The organism is Paenibacillus sp. J45TS6 (assembly GCF_018403285.1).
In the GTDB taxonomy this organism is placed as follows: domain Bacteria; phylum Bacillota; class Bacilli; order Paenibacillales; family Paenibacillaceae; genus Paenibacillus.
In genome coordinates, this window is sequence record NZ_BOSJ01000002.1 from 1 (window position 1) to 16742 (window position 16742).

The 16742-nt window shown below is 39.2% G+C and carries 12 protein-coding genes and 1 rRNA gene; all 13 read right to left on the reverse strand.

Translation table 11 applies throughout. The features are described 5' to 3' along the window. A 16S ribosomal RNA gene (locus tag KJS58_RS02785) occupies nt 1-75 on the reverse strand; the annotation flags it as partial. A gap of 430 nt (nt 76-505) precedes the next feature. Further along, nucleotides 506-2518 carry an NAD-dependent DNA ligase LigA gene (ligA, locus tag KJS58_RS02790; protein ID WP_213530289.1) on the reverse strand — a complete coding sequence of 671 codons (2013 nt, stop codon included), beginning with the start codon at nt 2516-2518 and terminating at the stop codon, nt 506-508. A gap of 215 nt (nt 2519-2733) precedes the next feature. After that, nucleotides 2734-5064: a DNA helicase PcrA gene (gene pcrA, locus KJS58_RS02795; protein ID WP_213530290.1), complete on the reverse strand. Its 2331-nt coding sequence runs from the start codon at nt 5062-5064 to the stop codon at nt 2734-2736. Between the two features lie 321 nt (nt 5065-5385). Then, nucleotides 5386-6078 carry a heptaprenylglyceryl phosphate synthase gene (gene pcrB, locus KJS58_RS02800; RefSeq protein WP_213530292.1) on the reverse strand — a complete coding sequence of 231 codons (693 nt, stop codon included), beginning with the start codon at nt 6076-6078 and terminating at the stop codon, nt 5386-5388. A 381-nt stretch (nt 6079-6459) separates the two neighbouring features. Continuing rightward, a complete protein-coding gene (locus KJS58_RS02805; protein ID WP_213530294.1) occupies nt 6460-7860 on the reverse strand; it encodes an undecaprenyl-phosphate glucose phosphotransferase in 1401 nt (466 codons plus the stop codon). Beyond that, nucleotides 7857-8780: a glycosyltransferase family 2 protein gene (locus KJS58_RS02810; protein WP_213530296.1), complete on the reverse strand. Its 924-nt coding sequence runs from the start codon at nt 8778-8780 to the stop codon at nt 7857-7859. Before KJS58_RS02810 ends, KJS58_RS02805 begins: the two co-directional genes overlap by 4 nt. Nucleotides 8781-8862: 82 nt before the next feature. Further along, entirely contained in the window at nt 8863-9795 is a 933-nt protein-coding gene (locus KJS58_RS02815) for a glycosyltransferase family 2 protein (protein WP_306433049.1), read from the reverse strand. Between the two features lie 209 nt (nt 9796-10004). Beyond that, nucleotides 10005-10892 (reverse strand): dTDP-4-dehydrorhamnose reductase, encoded by an 888-nt coding sequence (gene rfbD, locus KJS58_RS02820; RefSeq protein ID WP_213530298.1) that lies wholly within the window; start codon nt 10890-10892, stop codon nt 10005-10007. Next, nucleotides 10893-11912 (reverse strand): dTDP-glucose 4,6-dehydratase, encoded by a 1020-nt coding sequence (gene rfbB, locus KJS58_RS02825; protein ID WP_213530300.1) that lies wholly within the window; start codon nt 11910-11912, stop codon nt 10893-10895. Nucleotides 11913-11921: 9 nt separating this feature from the next. Continuing rightward, nucleotides 11922-12470 (reverse strand): dTDP-4-dehydrorhamnose 3,5-epimerase, encoded by a 549-nt coding sequence (gene rfbC, locus KJS58_RS02830; protein ID WP_213530302.1) that lies wholly within the window; start codon nt 12468-12470, stop codon nt 11922-11924. A gap of 17 nt (nt 12471-12487) precedes the next feature. Beyond that, nucleotides 12488-13231, reverse strand: a complete 744-nt coding sequence (locus tag KJS58_RS02835; RefSeq protein ID WP_213530304.1) for a sugar phosphate nucleotidyltransferase — start codon at nt 13229-13231, stop codon at nt 12488-12490. Between the two features lie 17 nt (nt 13232-13248). Then, on the reverse strand, nt 13249-15921 hold the full coding sequence (locus tag KJS58_RS02840) for a bifunctional glycosyltransferase/CDP-glycerol:glycerophosphate glycerophosphotransferase (protein WP_213530306.1): 2673 nt from the start codon (nt 15919-15921) through the stop codon (nt 13249-13251). 19 nt (nt 15922-15940) lie between these two features. Then, nucleotides 15941-16735, reverse strand: coding sequence for a glycosyltransferase (locus KJS58_RS02845; RefSeq protein ID WP_213530308.1), 795 nt, complete (start codon nt 16733-16735; stop codon nt 15941-15943). Between the last annotated feature and the right edge of the window lie 7 nt (nt 16736-16742).

Genomic DNA, 16742 nt, shown 5'->3' on the forward strand with positions numbered 1-16742 from the left:
TCGACTCCGCTCGACTTGCATGTATTAGGCACGCCGCCAGCGTTCGTCCTGAGCCAGGATCAAACTCTCCAATAAAGTTATTGAAAAGAGCGATAAGCTCATTTAGAAAATGCTGACGAGAACTTAAAGTTCTCTTTTAGTTTATCGTCCTTCTATTAAGAAAGACGTTCATCATCCATTTGTTCAGTTTTCAAAGAACTTGTTGTTCCAGTCGTTTATTCGCAACTGGATATTCATCATAACATGTCGAACATTTCGTTGTCAACTACTTTTTTCGACATTTTGTTTTAACTTGTTACTCAGTTAACTTCTCGACCTCGTAACAGTATCGCTCGGAGCGACAAGAAATAATATATCATGTTAAAATAATTTTGACAAGTCTTTTTTCTAAAAAAATTTAAAAGTTAAATTCCTATCTTAACACCTTACTTAATAAGTACTTATATATAACTAAAACAGGAGCCGTATCTAATAAAATACGACTCCTGTTCTTCTGTTACTTTACCTATAACTGAAGCAGTCTAATAAGCTCATCTTCATCTTCAATTGTATCAATCCCCAGCTGTTGAGCTTTAGCAAGCTTACTGCCTGCTTTTTCACCCGCAATCACGAGATCCGTTTTCTTAGATACACTTCCCGTTACTTTGGCCCCAAGTGCTTCAAGCCGTTCTGTAGCCTCATCACGTGTCAGTTTATGAAGCGTACCTGTGAGAACGACTGTTTTACCGCTGAAGAAGGAATCGGTGACGACTACTTGTGGTTCTTCCGGTGCTTTGGCTTCTACGCCAAGCGACAGCATTTTTTCTATACTTGCTCTAACGAAAGGATCCTGGAAGAAAGTCACGATACTCTCTGCAACAATCTGCCCAACATCAGGGAGTTCTACAAGCTCTTCTACAGAAGCATCCATAATACGATGAAGATCACGGTAATGCTCTGCCAGCATTCTAGTTGTCGATTTCCCTGTGTTCGGTATTCCAAGTGCATAGAGGAAAGAAGCCAGATCTCTGCCCTTGCTGTCTTCAATGGCTTGAAGCAGGTTGTTTGCCTTTTTCTCCCCAAAGCGAGAGAGTCCAATGATATCATCATAAGTGAGAGAGTATAGATCTGCAGGTTCTTTTAGTCCCACCTCGTCATAAAGTTGAATTGCCGTTTTATCACTAAACGTCTCAATATCCATGGCGTCCCGTGAAGCAAAATGAGAGATACGAGCGACAATCTGCGGCTTACAGTTCGATTTGTTATTACAAAATAGATGTGCCCCCCGCTCTTCAAGCGGATATCCGCAGGCTGGGCATTCTACCGGGTACACGATTTCTTCTCCGTCTGCTTCATCCGTAACTTTTCCAAGAATCTCAGGAATGACATCATTTGATCTGCGGATAAAGACACGGGTACCGAGTGCATACTTCAGGTTCTTCCGCTCAATATCCCCCACATTGTTAAGTGTACAGTTCGAAACGGTTACCCCTGCAAGTTCAACAGGTTCAACGCGGGCAAGCGGAGTGACTTTTCCCGTTCGACCGACATTCCAGCCTACAGCTTTAAGAACTGTTGTCGTCTCTTCCGCCTCAAATTTATAGGCAACTGCCCATCTAGGGAACTTATCCGTATAACCTAAAACTTCACGCATCCGCATATTCGTCAGCTTAATGACAGCTCCGTCAATCAGATAATCCAGCTTATCTCTGTTTTCCTGAATTTCGGCTAGACGCTCCATCACATCATCAAATTCAGTGAAATAGCTGATATACGGGTTTACTTTAAAATGATTATCTCTAAGAAATTGCATCATCTCTTCATGGCTGGAGAAACGGATCTCATCCGAGTATCCAACATTATAAAAGAAGGCGCTTAGTTTGCGTTCTGAAGTTACTTTAGGATTAAGATTGCGCAGGGCACCTGCTGCCGCATTTCGGGCATTTTTGAGCGGTTCAGCTGCTGTTTCGTTATATTTACTCAGCACCGATAAGTTCATAATACCTTCGCCTTGAACTTCTATCGTGCCGTCTGTATAAGGAATGGTTAGTGGAACGGATTTGATCGTCTTAACTTGCGCTAAGATTCCTTCTCCTGTCACACCATTACCACGTGTTGAAGCCTGAACTAACTTACCGTCCGTATAGGTGAGGTTAAGCGTAAGCCCATCAAATTTAAGTTCGATCGCATATTCTGGAGTCGGAAGCGGATTGTCTGGATTCTTCGTATTATAGTCCTGCACCAGACGCTGTACTCTTCCGTTCCAGCTACGCAGCTGTTCTATATTTTGGGCTTTATCTAAACTCCACAAAGGAGATAGGTGCTTATGAGGTTTAAATCCTTTGAGGATCTCCCCGCCCACACGCTGAGTCGGAGAATCAGGAAGGATGATTCCCCCTTCTTGTTCGAGAGTAACAAGCTCATCATACAGCACATCATATTCTTTATCGCTGATCAGCGGATTGTCGAGCGTGTAGTAGTGATAGTTATAATGGTTCAGCTCTTTTACGAGCTCTTCTAAACGATGCATCGGATCCATGCAGGGCAATCCCTCCGTGAATTAATATGTAAGACCGCCAGCAAAAATGAAACGGAACAAGGTTTATAAAATGTTAATTTTGAACCTATCCTTTTCACTCATGCGGGCTGTGGCCTTGATTCAAAATAAAAGCGTATATATTTATGTTTACCTTAACTGTATTTCATGATTTGAACACCATCGTACTGCAGAAACATTGAAATCCTTTTCTAACATCAAGACTCCACTTTCGTAATAGGTGCAAATCCTGCAAGCAAACGTTTGAGTCCAACAGGTGCAGGGAATGCAATCTGAAGCTCCGTGTCATTGCCTGTACCTTTAATGGAGACGATTGTCCCTGTTCCCCACTTACCATGCTGTACCTTATCGCCTGCCGCAAAATCCTTGGATGCTCCTGCAGCAGATGTCTGAGAACCTCCTGAACCCGTTGTAACTGTTACACGTGAAGCAGCAGAAGCGGTTGATCCGCCAAGACTAAGGTCCTTACGTGCTCCGCCCCCAAAGTTACTTCCTGTTCCTGTGCTGCTAAACCCTCTGCCGCTGTAGGAACCACCTGTATTGTTCCCAGTTCCGCGGCGATAGCGGTCACGTGCGATCTTGGTATCCTCTTTGAGTTCCTCCGGAATTTCATCAAGGAAGCGGGAAGGCGGGTTAGCTGTCGTACGACCAAATAAAGTACGCATCCGAGCACAGCTCAAGAATAACTGCTGCTCTGCACGTGTAATCCCTACATAAGCCAAACGACGTTCTTCCTCTAGTTCCTCTTCGTCCATAAAGGCTCTGCTATGCGGGAATACCCCTTCTTCCATACCAATGACAAATACAACGGGGAATTCAAGACCTTTGGCACTGTGCATTGTCATCAGAACAACCGCATCCGCCTGTTCCTCTTCATCATCGTTCATGCTGTCAATATCCGCGATGAGAGCAAGGTCTGTAAGGAAAGAGACAAGGGACTTGTCCTCATTATTTTTCTCAAATTCCATCGTTACAGACAGGAACTCATCAATATTTTCGAGACGTGCTTTGGATTCAAGTGTATTCTCGTTCTGGAACTCAAGGCGATACTGGCTCATCTCGAGAATTTTCTCTGTAAGTTCGGTAACCGAAAGATACTCAACCATCTGGTGCAAGGCAGCAATCATATCATAGAATTCTACTAATGCATTACGTGTACGGCCTGCAAAGCCAAGATCGTCAACTATCTCAAGCACACGGAAAATGGAAATCCCCCGTTCTCCTGCTGCAGCAGCAAGCTTCGCTACCGTCGTATCACCGATTCCCCTCTTCGGTACATTAATAATCCGCGTCAAGCTGATATCATCGTCCGGGTTAGAGAGAAGTTTGAGGTACGCAAGAATATCCTTAATTTCTTTTCGATCATAGAACTTAATCCCGCCGACAATTTGGTATGGAATATCGGACTTAATGAGAATTTCCTCTATTACCCGGGACTGAGCATTGGTACGATATAAAATTGCATGAGCTTGATAGGATTTCCCATTCTTCACATTTTTACTGATTTCCGAAGCTACAAAATAACCTTCATCATGTTCGGAATCCGCACGGTAGACTTTAATCTTCTCGCCACCTGTTTTGTCGGTCCAAAGTTTCTTCGGTTTACGGCCAGTATTCAGATTAATCACAGCATTTGCTGCATCTAGGATATTGGAAGTGGAACGGTAGTTCTGCTCCAGCATGATGGTGCTAGCTTCTGGATAATCTTTTTCAAAGTTAAGAATGTTCGTGATATCTGCACCGCGCCAGCGGTAAATCGACTGGTCACTATCCCCTACGACGCAAATCCGGTGATGCTTGTCAGCGAGCATACGGGTGAGCATATACTGCGCACGGTTTGTATCCTGATACTCGTCCACGTGGATGTACTGGAATTTCTTCTGGTAAAAGTCGAGAACCTCGGGTACTTCTTTAAAAAGCTGAATCGTGGTCATAATCAAATCGTCAAAATCAAGCGAATTGTTCGCTCTAAGACGTTGTTGGTACTTGGTGTATACTTTCGCCACAATTCCTTCAAAATAATCGCCAATCTGTGCTTCATATTGTGCCGGTGTGATTAGTTCATTCTTCGCGGCGCTCATTGCAGCCTGAACGGCTTTGGGTTCAAATTTCTTAGTATCGATATTCAGGTCTTTCATACAGTTACGAATGACTGACAATTGATCCGATGAATCCAAAATGCTGAAATTTGAGGTAAAACCGATGCGATCAATATCTTTGCGCAAAATTCGTACACACATGGAGTGGAATGTGGAAACCCAGATATCCCGACCTTGAGAGCCGCCAACGAGCTTGGAAACACGATCCTGCATTTCACGTGCTGCTTTATTCGTAAATGTAATAGCTAGAATGCTCCAAGGTGCTGCCTTCTTGGTGGCTACAAGATAGGCAATCCGGTGGGTAAGCACACGGGTCTTCCCACTTCCTGCTCCGGCCATAATCAGCAGCGGTCCTTCGGTAGTCACTACAGCTTCTCGCTGCGGGGGGTTAAGGCGCGAGATCGCGTCTTGTATGTCAATGGATTGCATAAATGCAAGCCCCTTTCTTCTATTAATATGGTGTTGATATAAGGAAGAACATGCTAGTCAAAAGAAATGACCCACCGACGTTCATGGTTATGCACCGGCTGCTATCAAAAACAGCCGTGAAATCAGTGAAGTCAAATGGGCAAGATGGACTGGCCTAAAGACCAAGTTGTTTAATTCAGGTAGAGATGATAGATAAAGATATCATCTTAAGATCTATTTTCGCGGATAATCAAAATCAGTTCCTGAGGTATTCATTGTACCCTTAGCTCGTATTCAGACTCAACTTGTAAAGTCTAGACAAATATACTCATTATTCCGGCTCTACACAGGCTTTACGGCTGATACGGTAGAGAGCGCAGCCTTCAGATCACTGTATAAAATATTGCCAACGACGATCGTATCTGAAACCCGGGCAGCTTCCCTCGCTGTCTCCGCATCACAAATTCCGCCGCCGTAAAATAACTGCGCACTAGATATCGCTTGATGGGCTTCCTTCACGGTAGTCATATCACCAAATGTACCGCTGTACTCTACATAAACAATAGGAAGATTCATCAGTTTATCCGCAACCTGCGCATAGGCGGTAACACTGCTCTCATCGAGATCCGTGTGTGCTTCAGTCAGTTTCGCCACAGTAGAGTCTGGGTTCAGGACAATATACCCTTCCGGAACCAGCAGTTCCCAAGGAATCATATAGCCGTACTCTTCAATTGCCGCCTGATGAAGTCCCGTGATCCAGCGTGAATGATCTGTATTCAGCACCATGGGAATCATATAAAGGTCGAAGCCTGGCACCACCGCGGATAAATCAGACACCTCTTGCACACAAGGAAGCTCGTACCGGCGTACACGGGATAGCAAATCGACCGTATTCTCATAGGTAATACCAGAGGAACCTCCGATCATAATCGCATCCGATCCAGACATACATACGGCTTCGAGCGTATCATCTGTCATCTCCCGGTCCGGGTCCAGCTTGAAAATATGCTTCCAATCCTTGATCATTTCCTTCAACAGTTCATTCCTCCATGCTGCATGTTTATACTTAAGATTAGGTGAGTAAATCCAAGATTTATATCATACGAAAAACCTCTACTGCTAAGTCTAAGTCAGGGGGAAGTGAGTGTCAATTTATGTTCGCATTTTAGGGGAACAAAGTTAATTGTTGGGGGTTCCAGGTGATTGGTGTAATTTGAGGTTAGATCAGTATGTCATAAAGAAAACGAGGATTAGGATAATGGTTAGGTGTAACGTAGGAATCAACATAAGAAAACCCGCCTAAAAGAACCTAGTACATACAATCCTTGTACAGAGTATCTAAAAGCGGGCTTATTTTCGCCTATACAATCCTTGGTAAGCTACAGAAGATAGGCATGAGTGAGGAATTTGTATCTATTAATAAGCGTTTTTGAAACCATTACGAATCGTTTTAAAAATAATTTTAATATCGAATAATAAAGACCAATTCTCAATGTAGAAAATATCTTGCTCAATCCGATCTTCAATTGAAGTATCTCCTCGTAGCCCTTGGCTCTGAGCAAGCCCTGTAATCCCCGGTCTGACGTGGTGCTTGATCATGTACTTTGGAATCTCTTCTTTAAACTGGTTTACAAAGTGCGGACGCTCGGGGCGCGGTCCAACCACACTCATGTGACCAAACAGTACATTAAAAAATTGCGGCAATTCATCAAGACTGGTTGCTCTAAGAAAAGAGCCAAACTTTGTTCGTCTTGGATCGTTTTTTGTTGTCCATCCATTGTCTACCGTACCTTCCGGCAATATTTTCATTGAACGGAATTTGTACATATAGAAAGAGCGCCTGTTTAGACCCACTCGTTCTTGTTTGAAAATAACCGGACCTGGAGAGGTTAACCTAACCCCTAACATGATGACAAGCATTATTGGTGAAGTAATAAGGATTGCTAATAGGGAAAACACAATATCAAACATCCGCTTGGCAAGGCGATTAACGGAAAGATCAAGCGGGATATCCCTTACATTGATAAGCGGCATCCCTGCAAAATAATCAAACATTGGTCTTGCTGGTAAATAGTCAAAGAAGTCGGGGATAATCAGCGTACGTACTCCGGCTTTTTCACATGTGTTAATAATCTGAGGATACTTGTCATGGGCATCCAGCGGAAGTGCAAGAACAACCTCATCGATCATTTGTTTTGCAAGGATCGTTTCCAGCTCATTCATAACGCCCATAATCGGTTTATATTGCTTCGATTCTTCATAATCCCATTTACGGTAATCATCTAGAAAACCAATTACTTCATATCCTATATCGGCATGCTTCAGTAAATTGTTGTAGAACCTCTTACCTAACGAACCTGCTCCAAGAATAAGAACAAACTGGCGATTATATCCTTTTTTTCGTAAAGACTTCAGGAGTCTTTTCAGTGCATACCGATAGGTAAGTGTGAAAATAATGTTCCCAACCATATAAATGGCTAAGTAAGAACGAGAGATATTCACTTCTTTAAAAAAGAACATTAAACTTAGGAGTATAAACATACTTACGGTGTGGATCTCAATGATTTTCCAAAAGTCATCGGCGAATCGTTTCTTTCGCTTAGGTGTATATATGGAGAAAAGAAAACCCGTTACAATAGCGATCAAACCGTAAACCAGACTCCACAAAGTATATGTCTCTAAAGGAAGCGGGTTCTCATATGAAATCCAACCACTCTCAAATTTAAGCCACCATGCGAGTAAAAACGATAATTGGATGATCAGAAAATCAACACATACATAAAGCTGTGTCAGGATTTGCTGATTTCTGCGAATCATGATTTCACCTCGCTTGAAGAATCTTTTATTTGGTTCGTACTAGGGTGTGATGCTGCCCGTTTAGCTGGGAGCATGTTTTTTATCAGAGATAGGGATAACTTGAGACCAATTCCCGTGTAGACAGCTGTGTTCGTAAAAAAGTTATATTGCTTATGGTAATGCTTGTGGTGAAAGACCCACATTGCTCGGTGGAATTCGTAAATAATTTTCCGTGGTCTGCGTTTAGCACTTCCGCCTTTGTAGTGAACAATATATGTATAAGGGTAATAGTAAATGCCCCATCCTGCTTGCTTGATTCGGTAACACCAGTCAATATCTTCGCCGTACATAAAGAACGTCTCATCCAGTCTACCAATCTCCTGAATCACTTCTGATCTTACCAGCATAAATGCTCCTACCAGACAATCAACAGGATACGGCTCATCGGGATCAAGGTGGCCCAGTTGATATTGGTTAAATCTTGGATTTTTCGGGAAAAGCTTCGAAATACCAAACGCATAATAGAACGATGCCGAAGGTGTTGGAAAACCTCTCTTGCAAGCCTTATCTAAGGAACCGTCCGGTAAAATGACTTTGCAGCCAGATGCACCTGTCTCAGGATGCTCATCCATGTATTGAAGCATTGTTTGAAAGGTATCTGGCTGTACAATGGTATCCGAATTAAGAAGCAAAATGTAGCGACCCGATGCGATCTGCATTCCTTGATTATTCGCTTTTGCAAACCCTGTGTTGGTGAGATTGCGAATGATATTCACATTAGGAAACTGCTGTTCTACGGCTTCAACGGTTGCATCGGAAGAATGGTTATCTACTAAAATGATTTCATAGCTATAGGTGGTGCTAGAAGCATAGACGGAGGCGATACAATCTAGTGTCAGCCGCTTCGTATTATAATTGACGATAATAATGCTGAGATCCATATAAAAACTCCTGACAAAATATACTAATCCATTCGACAATTATAGCATAATCTGATTGGTAATTCCCAAAATATCCTGACTTTTACTCTCTAGTCCTAACTGCTTGAATTTGTGCACGTTTTCTTTTTAATTCTGAGCGTTTCTTATAAAAAGAACCCCACTCTTGTAACACCTTAGGTTCTTTCCATAGGAAATATAAATTACTTGCGAATTCATAGGCTAATACATGTGGTACTTTTTTAATAAAAGAAGAAAGCCTCTCATTTTTATATATCATTTTATAGCGATTAATATAGGAAGCTTTACGAATGAATAATGGAATGCTCTCTCGCCCTCCTTTTTTCCACCCCCGTTCGTGCAGTCCTACAGCTTCTGCCACATAATAGGCTTTCCATCCCATTACTTGTGCTCTCCACGCCACATCTACATCCTCTTTATAAGCAAAAAAATCATTGTCAAAAAACTCGCCGTTTATACTAATATTACGAATCATTTTGCGAGAGTACATCGCAGCTGCTCCCGAAACACCAAACACAAATCCTGACTGGGACCATTTAGAAGCTTGTTCACCCGACCCTCGGTCAAAAGCTCGGTAAGCTTTATTCATTATTAATCCCGTTGTGTCCACGATAGAAGGGTCTGCCTTTAGTTTTAATATTCCTGTAGCACTACCTACCTCAGGATGCGAACTCATACAGTGAATAATTTCTGAGATATAATTCTGTTCTAATGAAACATCTGGATTAAGAACAAGGACGTAGTCGCTGTTCGTTTGTTCAATAGCCTGATTATGGCCTGGAGCAAAGCCAACGTTCACTTTATTTTCAATAAGTTCTACTGGAGGTTTTTGCTCCCCACGTTGCTCTAAAAACTGCCTAAGATATTCAACTGTACAGTCAGAAGAAGCATTATCTACAATAACAATAGAATCTATTGGGTAACTTTGCTTAAGAACATGATCTATACAAATAAGGATATCATCCTGACTATTATAAGTAACAATATGGACGCTCACCTTGATGTTATGTATATCTTCCTCTGCTAGAAATTCATTTTTTGTCCTATTCAGTGTCAATGTATTATCCTCACTCTATAAATATTACTTTTCATATATTCCATATTAACCCAACAACTATAATTTATCATCCTATAAAAAAGAGCTTTCTCACATCTTCGTTGAACGAGAATGTAAAGAAGCCCTTATTAGATGTATCATTAATTTATTTAGCTAAGCTCACTTGGTACACTGCTATCCCGCAATTGCTTTAAAAAGCTCTTTAGGCCCTCTCGCCATGGCGGTAAATCAGTAAAACCATTTGTTCGAATAGAGAGATGTTCCATTACGGAATTCTGAGGACGGGGAGCAGGTCTAGGAAACTGTTCCGTACCACATGGCTCCACAGATGCAGTGACATGAATACCTAAAGTATCTTGAGCATCTTCTAAAATAGCTCTTGTGAATTCATACCATGTGCAAGATCCGCTGTTGGATGCATGATAAATACCATATTTATCGGTTTGGATAAGTTCAAAAAGAAAGGAAGCTAGATCAACTGTATACGTTGGTGAACCTTTTTGATCATTCACAACTTGCAGCAGTGGTTTCTCCTGCCCTAACTTAAGCATAGTCTTCACAAAATTATTACCATGTAGGCCATATACCCAAGAAGTACGAACAATAAAATAGCGGGTAGACAACGTTTGAGTTAATATTTCTCCTGCTCTTTTGGACTTGCCATAGATGCTCTGAGGATCTGTATTATCATATTCATGATAAGGTTCCTTAGACTTGCCATTAAAGACATAATCCGTACTAATATAAACAACTTTTGCTTGAATTTTTTCAGCTGCCACTGCTAAATTACGACTTCCTACTGCATTGACTTTATAAGCACCTTCTACATCACTCTCAGCGGCATCTACTGCTGTATAAGCAGCTGAATGAATAATTACATCAGGCATAAATTCAGAAACAACCGCCTGACACTGTTCTTCATCTGTAATATCCAAGATGTTTCGATCACAAGCAAGAACTTTACAGTCCTTATTTTGCAGCAATAAAACGATGTCTTTTCCTAGCTGACCTGCTGCGCCGGTAACGAGTACTCTCATTTAATCGTCCCCCAGACGGCTCCCATATTGTTGGGTGTAGTATTCTTGGTAAGCGCCGGACTGAATTCGTGTCCACCAGTCCTTATTTTTTAAATACCACTGGATTGTTTCTTTAATTCCAGTTTCAAACGAGTGTTTTGGTTTCCATCCGAGTTCCTGCATCGTCTTGGTCGGGTCTATTCCATACCTGCGATCATGTCCCGGTCGATCCTGCACATACGTAATCAGTGACTTTGGTTTACCAAGTTCAGCGAGAATGGTCTCAACAATGTGTACATTGGTCCGTTCATTATTGCCTCCAATGTTATATACTTCTCCATTTCGCCCTTGATGAATAACCAGGTCTATTGCACTGCAATGGTCCTCTACATAAAGCCAGTCTCTGACGTTTAGTCCATCTCCATACACAGGAAGAGCTTTATCAGATAAGGCGTGAGAGATCATAAGAGGAATTAGTTTCTCTGGGAACTGGTAAGGACCATAGTTATTAGAGCATCTCGTAATGTTTACGGATAGACCAAAAGTCTCGTAATACGCTCTTACAAGCAAATCTCCACCTGCTTTACTCGCAGAATAAGGACTGTTTGGGGCAAGAGGTGTCTCTTCCGTAAATAATCCTGTTGCTCCAAGGGAACCATATACCTCATCTGTCGAAACCTGTACAAACTTGCCAACGTTATATTTCTTCGCTGCATCTAGTAATACCTGCGTTCCTAGCACGTTTGTTTTAACGAATACGTCCGGTTCCAGGATACTACGATCTACGTGTGATTCTGCTGCGAAATTCACAACCACATCTATATCTTGTTGCATCAGTTGTTCTATCGCTTGTGCATCTGTAATATCTACCTTAACGAAGGTGTGTTTAGGGTTGTGTTCAATGGATTTTAAGTTCTCGAGATTTCCTGCGTAAGTGAGTGCATCGACGTTGATAATTTCATAGTCAGGATGCTGTTGCAGCATGAAGAGAACAAAGTTGCTTCCGATGAATCCGGCTCCCCCGGTGACGAGTAATTTCATATTGGCCTCCTACTCAAAGTTATACTCAGCATTAGCTAATATTGGGTGTTTTTGATCTTTATCTGAAAGAATAGGCTGACTTGTTGGCCAATCAATATTCAGTGCAAGGTCATTCCACAGTATCCCTCTGTCGTTTTCCGGTGAATAATATTCATCTACTTTATAGAGAACTTGTGTATTGGGAACTAGAGTACAGAATCCGTGTGCGAAGCCCTTAGGGACAAGCAGCTGACGTTTGTTATGCTCACTAAGAATGACTCCTACCCACTGTCCGAAAGTGGATGAGTTAGTGCGAATATCTAAGATAACATCATAAATAGCACCCGATATGACACGCACGAGTTTAGTTTGCGCTTTTGGATTTAATTGATAGTGTAATCCACGTATAACTCCCGGCTCTGCAGAGAGCGATTGGTTATCTTGGATAAATTTATAATTAATTCCGCTCTGCTGAAAAATATCTTCATTGTAGCTCTCCATAAAAAAACCTCGGTTGTCCCCATGGACTTTTGGTTCAATAAGACAAGCTCCTTCTAGTGCTAAAGGAGTGATGTTCATGCTTTTTCTCTCCTTTTTTAGATTTTCAGCTTACCGAAGTCTTCACTAAACAACAAATCCTTTGCCAGTTCGTTGGCTCTTGCCAAAGAGGCGTGCGTACCTGCATCAGTCCACCAGCCTTGAAGTACATCAAAGCTTAATTCTCCTAACTCAATATATGCATTGTTGACGTCTGTGATTTCCAATTCGCCCCGTGCAGAAGGTTTTAAAGTTTTCACAATATTAAACACGCGATGATCAAACATATATATCCCCGTTACTGCATAATTACTTTTTGGCTTTATCGGCTTCTCTTCTATGGATACAATACGATTTTTTTTAAGTTCGGCAACTCCAAAACGATGGGGATCAGATACTTCTTGAAGCAATATTTTTGCACCTTCACCTTGCTGGCGAAAGTTTTCAACGTACGGGGTGATATCGTCTTCGAATACGTTATCACCTAAAATAACTACCATTTGATCTTCACCTACAAAATGTTCAGCGAGATCAAGAGCTTGGGCTATTCCTCCAGCTTCATCTTGTACTTTATATGTAAATGTGACTCCCATTTCTCTGCCGCTACCGAGCAGGTTGACCACATCTCCCATGTGTTCTTTGCCTGTGACGATGAGAATGTCGGTAAGCCCAGCTTTTTTAAGTTTATAAACTGAGTGAAATATCATAGGGTATTTACCGACGGGGAGCAGATGCTTATTGGTTACTTTGGTTAAAGGAAAAAGGCGGGATCCTGTCCCGCCTGCTAGAATGATACCTTTCATAGGGTACCTCCAAAACTTTATAATTTCTTAATCTCTTCATACACCCTTTTACAATTCTGATTATCATTAAATGTATAAAATTGATTAATCCGATCTAAATACGTCATGTCTAGATTACAATTGTTTTTCATATGTTCTATAATAGAATTCACTGTTTCTTCATAAGTATTAAAAACTGGTCCAAATCCATCCTGCTCATAACTGAAATAATCAGGTGCTATATGATTTTCATCAAATTGAAAATAAATGACCGGCTTCCTGAGATATGCAAAATCAAATGCTAATGAAGAAAAATCTGTTACTAATAATGAAGACTCCACTAGTAATTTTTGATAACCATCGTCCCCAAATGAAATTTGTATATTATCGTTTATATCAAAATCTTCAATTTGCTGTCGAATGTTTGGATGTGGTAAAAAAATAATACTATACCCCAGTTTATTTGCCATCTCATTAAGTCTGGCATCATTAATCAAATTATTATACATACTAAAATATTCGCTATGTTTAAAAGTTTTACTATATTTTCTTTCTCCATTTGATTGATTTAAATGAGTGACTAAATGATTTCTCCAAGTTGGACTTATCAGTATTTGCTTCTTTGACTTATTAGAGTCATTAGCATAGTTATATAGATTATCATATCGTGTCAAACCTAATAATTTTACAACATTTCTATCATAAGTATATTTACCATTTAAAATAGCTTCATATTCTCTTTCAGTCGTTGTAGTGAATAGTTTTATATTTTTGTTATACTTATTTAACCAACTGGATAAATCATTGTGCATAATTCCATGCTGTAAAAATATAAAGTTGCTATTCATTAAATTTCTGTAATATTTACTCATACTATTAAACGGATTAAAAACCCAATCTTCGGCATGAGAAGAGATAATGTTTTTTGTTATCAACACCATAATTTTATGTCTATAGCTGCCAAAAGGGATAACTTTCCCAATCTTCTTCATACGCGAATAATCACTTGAATTTTCATTGATCACAAATATTTTTTTGATTCTGTCCTTCTGAGTTTGGCTATACTTAAAGAGATGTTCAGCATTATCATCAGCCTTATGTTGCCTATCCATAAAGAGCCATATTTCTTTTTTATAAAGAGCCTTAAACAAGAAATGTATATTCCTTGCAATTATAGCTTTTTTTGATCCGATTTCTTTTGAGGAATAGATAGAATAAAGATAACTGAGTTCAGTTTTCAATTTATCAAATTGGCTACTTTTTTTCTTCAATTGCAGACCATTATTCTTATATAATAAAATCCAATCACCAGCACTATAATAAGAATTTCTAAAATTACTAATATTAGAGAATTTACCCATGTGTAAACCTATCGGAACTCTATGGTTTTGGTCAGAACTAACATAAAAATTAATAAGGTTAGTTTCCTCTAAATCCCTCAAATCAAACGTTCTAATAAAACCTTTAAATGTCTTTATTACCTTTCCTAAACTATATAGATTTTTTTCTTCTCTATCTACATTAGTTAATTCGTAAAATGAGTTATTAATTTTAATTTCGATCTTAACTTCATCTTTATCAAATAATGAGCCAAAGTGTCCTTCAATACTTAATATATTATTATCCATGCTAATAAAGTCTAAAGTCACCTTTTGATTCTTCAGAGAATTAATATAGTTATTATTAATATATAATCTAATGTCATCTTTTAAATATACCTTTCTCGGTTTTTCTTTATATTTTTTTAATAAGACATCATTTTTCAGGTATAAATTCATATTTGGCATCTCAAGGATGATACTATCTTCTATATTACTAAGGGTAGCACTTAATAACTCATAAAACTCATATAACTCTTGTTCTTCGAGGACACTTGGTCTCGATTCTAACTTTAATCTCCATTGCAAATCATACATCACTAAATATTGTGTGTATTTTGAAACAAAACCAAGCTTTCTTTTAGAATAGTCTACGACCCCCAATGAAAAATTCTTCAAATACTCATTATACCATTCTTTTTTATGTTCACTCATCTGAATAGCAGATGAGTTATCAGGCCTTCTCCTATAGAAATATACTCCTTCTTTTAGAACACCCAAAGTACCTTTTTCTAGTATAATCTTATGTAATACTTCTGCATCTTCTGCATATTTCATATTTTCATTAAACCTAATTTTTTGAAAATATGTAGACTTGATAAAAGAACTTCCTATCTGTAACTGAATAAATCTATATTCACTAAAAACATCAACAACCTTGCTGGAGTTATATTTGTAATTGAGAATGTGATTTCCTGACTTAGCATCAAAAAAAATAAGTGGGATAGAAACTACATCAACTTCTTTATTATTTTTTTCAAAAAAATTGAATACATTTTTTAGAGTTTCTTTACTAAATTTATCATCAGAATCTAAGAAATTCACATACTTCCCTTGCACATATTTTAACCCCTCATTCCTAGCACTGCTTACTCCTCCGTTTTCTTTATGTATATACACGATGTTATTTGGATACTCTTGTTGATAATTCAAACATATAGACTCACTATTATCCGGGCTTCCATCATTGACTAATATAAGTTGGATATGTTTCTCAAAATCTAATGTCTGACTAATTACGCTATCAATCGCTTCTTCAAGATATTCCTCTACTTTATAAACTGCCATTACAATGGAAAATAAGTACCTATACTCTACGCTGTCTCTTTCCATCATGTACCTCCAATTACACTTATTTATTCGAAATTTTAGTTTTAAACCTCATAAACATATTAGGACGTTTATAACCTTGCTTTTTTATATAATCTATATACTTATTTTGAATCTTTTTCTCAAACTGCTTTAAAAGCAATTTTCTTCTGAGAAAAAGAAACTTCTTTCCAGGAATATGATAAACTGACGTTACTATATCAAAATACTTAAATTCGGCATTTAAACTAAATCTAATCCATAAATCCCAATCCTCGAGACAATCTAAAGTTTCGTCCATCCCACCATGTTCCTCGGAAAGACTTCTTTTAAACATCACAGCTTGAATCGGAAACATATTTTGAAAGAATATTAACTCTTTGTCTAATGGAGTGTTATATCGAACCCTTTCTAATAAAACATCCATGATCAGCGGTGAGGATGAAAGATACCTCACTCTTCTTTCTAATGAAGCAGCATGAAGTACAGCATAATTTGGATTATCTATTGCATTTTGTTTAAATAATTCGATATGGTTATGCAACAATAAATCATCATCATCTAGAAAATTAATGTATTCACCATTAGATAACCCCATCCCAATATTAGCTGCTTTTGTTCTCCCCACTTTTTTTCCTGTAGAATAATATTTAATAGGTAAATGAGAAAACACTTGAACCATTTCTTCGGAATCTCCTTGGCCATCTTCAACTATAATCACTTCAAAATCTTTAACCGATTGCTTATCTATACTTATAAGAGCCCGTTCCAAAAATTCAGATCTCTGACATGTACGAATTATAATTGAAACAAACGGTTGTTCTGTATTTTTACTCATCTAAAAC

Coding starts and splice junctions, on each gene's coding strand:
- KJS58_RS02845 (WP_213530308.1), bottom strand. CDS start 16,735: ATGAGTAAAAATACAGAACAACCGTTTGTTTCAATTATAATTCGTACA.
- pcrA (WP_213530290.1), bottom strand. CDS start 5,064: ATGCAATCCATTGACATACAAGACGCGATCTCGCGCCTTAACCCCCCG.
- rfbD (WP_213530298.1), bottom strand. CDS start 10,892: ATGAGAGTACTCGTTACCGGCGCAGCAGGTCAGCTAGGAAAAGACATC.
- KJS58_RS02810 (WP_213530296.1), bottom strand. CDS start 8,780: ATGGATCTCAGCATTATTATCGTCAATTATAATACGAAGCGGCTGACA.
- KJS58_RS02835 (WP_213530304.1), bottom strand. CDS start 13,231: ATGAAAGGTATCATTCTAGCAGGCGGGACAGGATCCCGCCTTTTTCCT.
- KJS58_RS02840 (WP_213530306.1), bottom strand. CDS start 15,921: ATGGAAAGAGACAGCGTAGAGTATAGGTACTTATTTTCCATTGTAATG.
- KJS58_RS02805 (WP_213530294.1), bottom strand. CDS start 7,860: ATGATTCGCAGAAATCAGCAAATCCTGACACAGCTTTATGTATGTGTT.
- ligA (WP_213530289.1), bottom strand. CDS start 2,518: ATGGATCCGATGCATCGTTTAGAAGAGCTCGTAAAAGAGCTGAACCAT.
- rfbB (WP_213530300.1), bottom strand. CDS start 11,912: ATGAAATTACTCGTCACCGGGGGAGCCGGATTCATCGGAAGCAACTTT.
- rfbC (WP_213530302.1), bottom strand. CDS start 12,470: ATGAACATCACTCCTTTAGCACTAGAAGGAGCTTGTCTTATTGAACCA.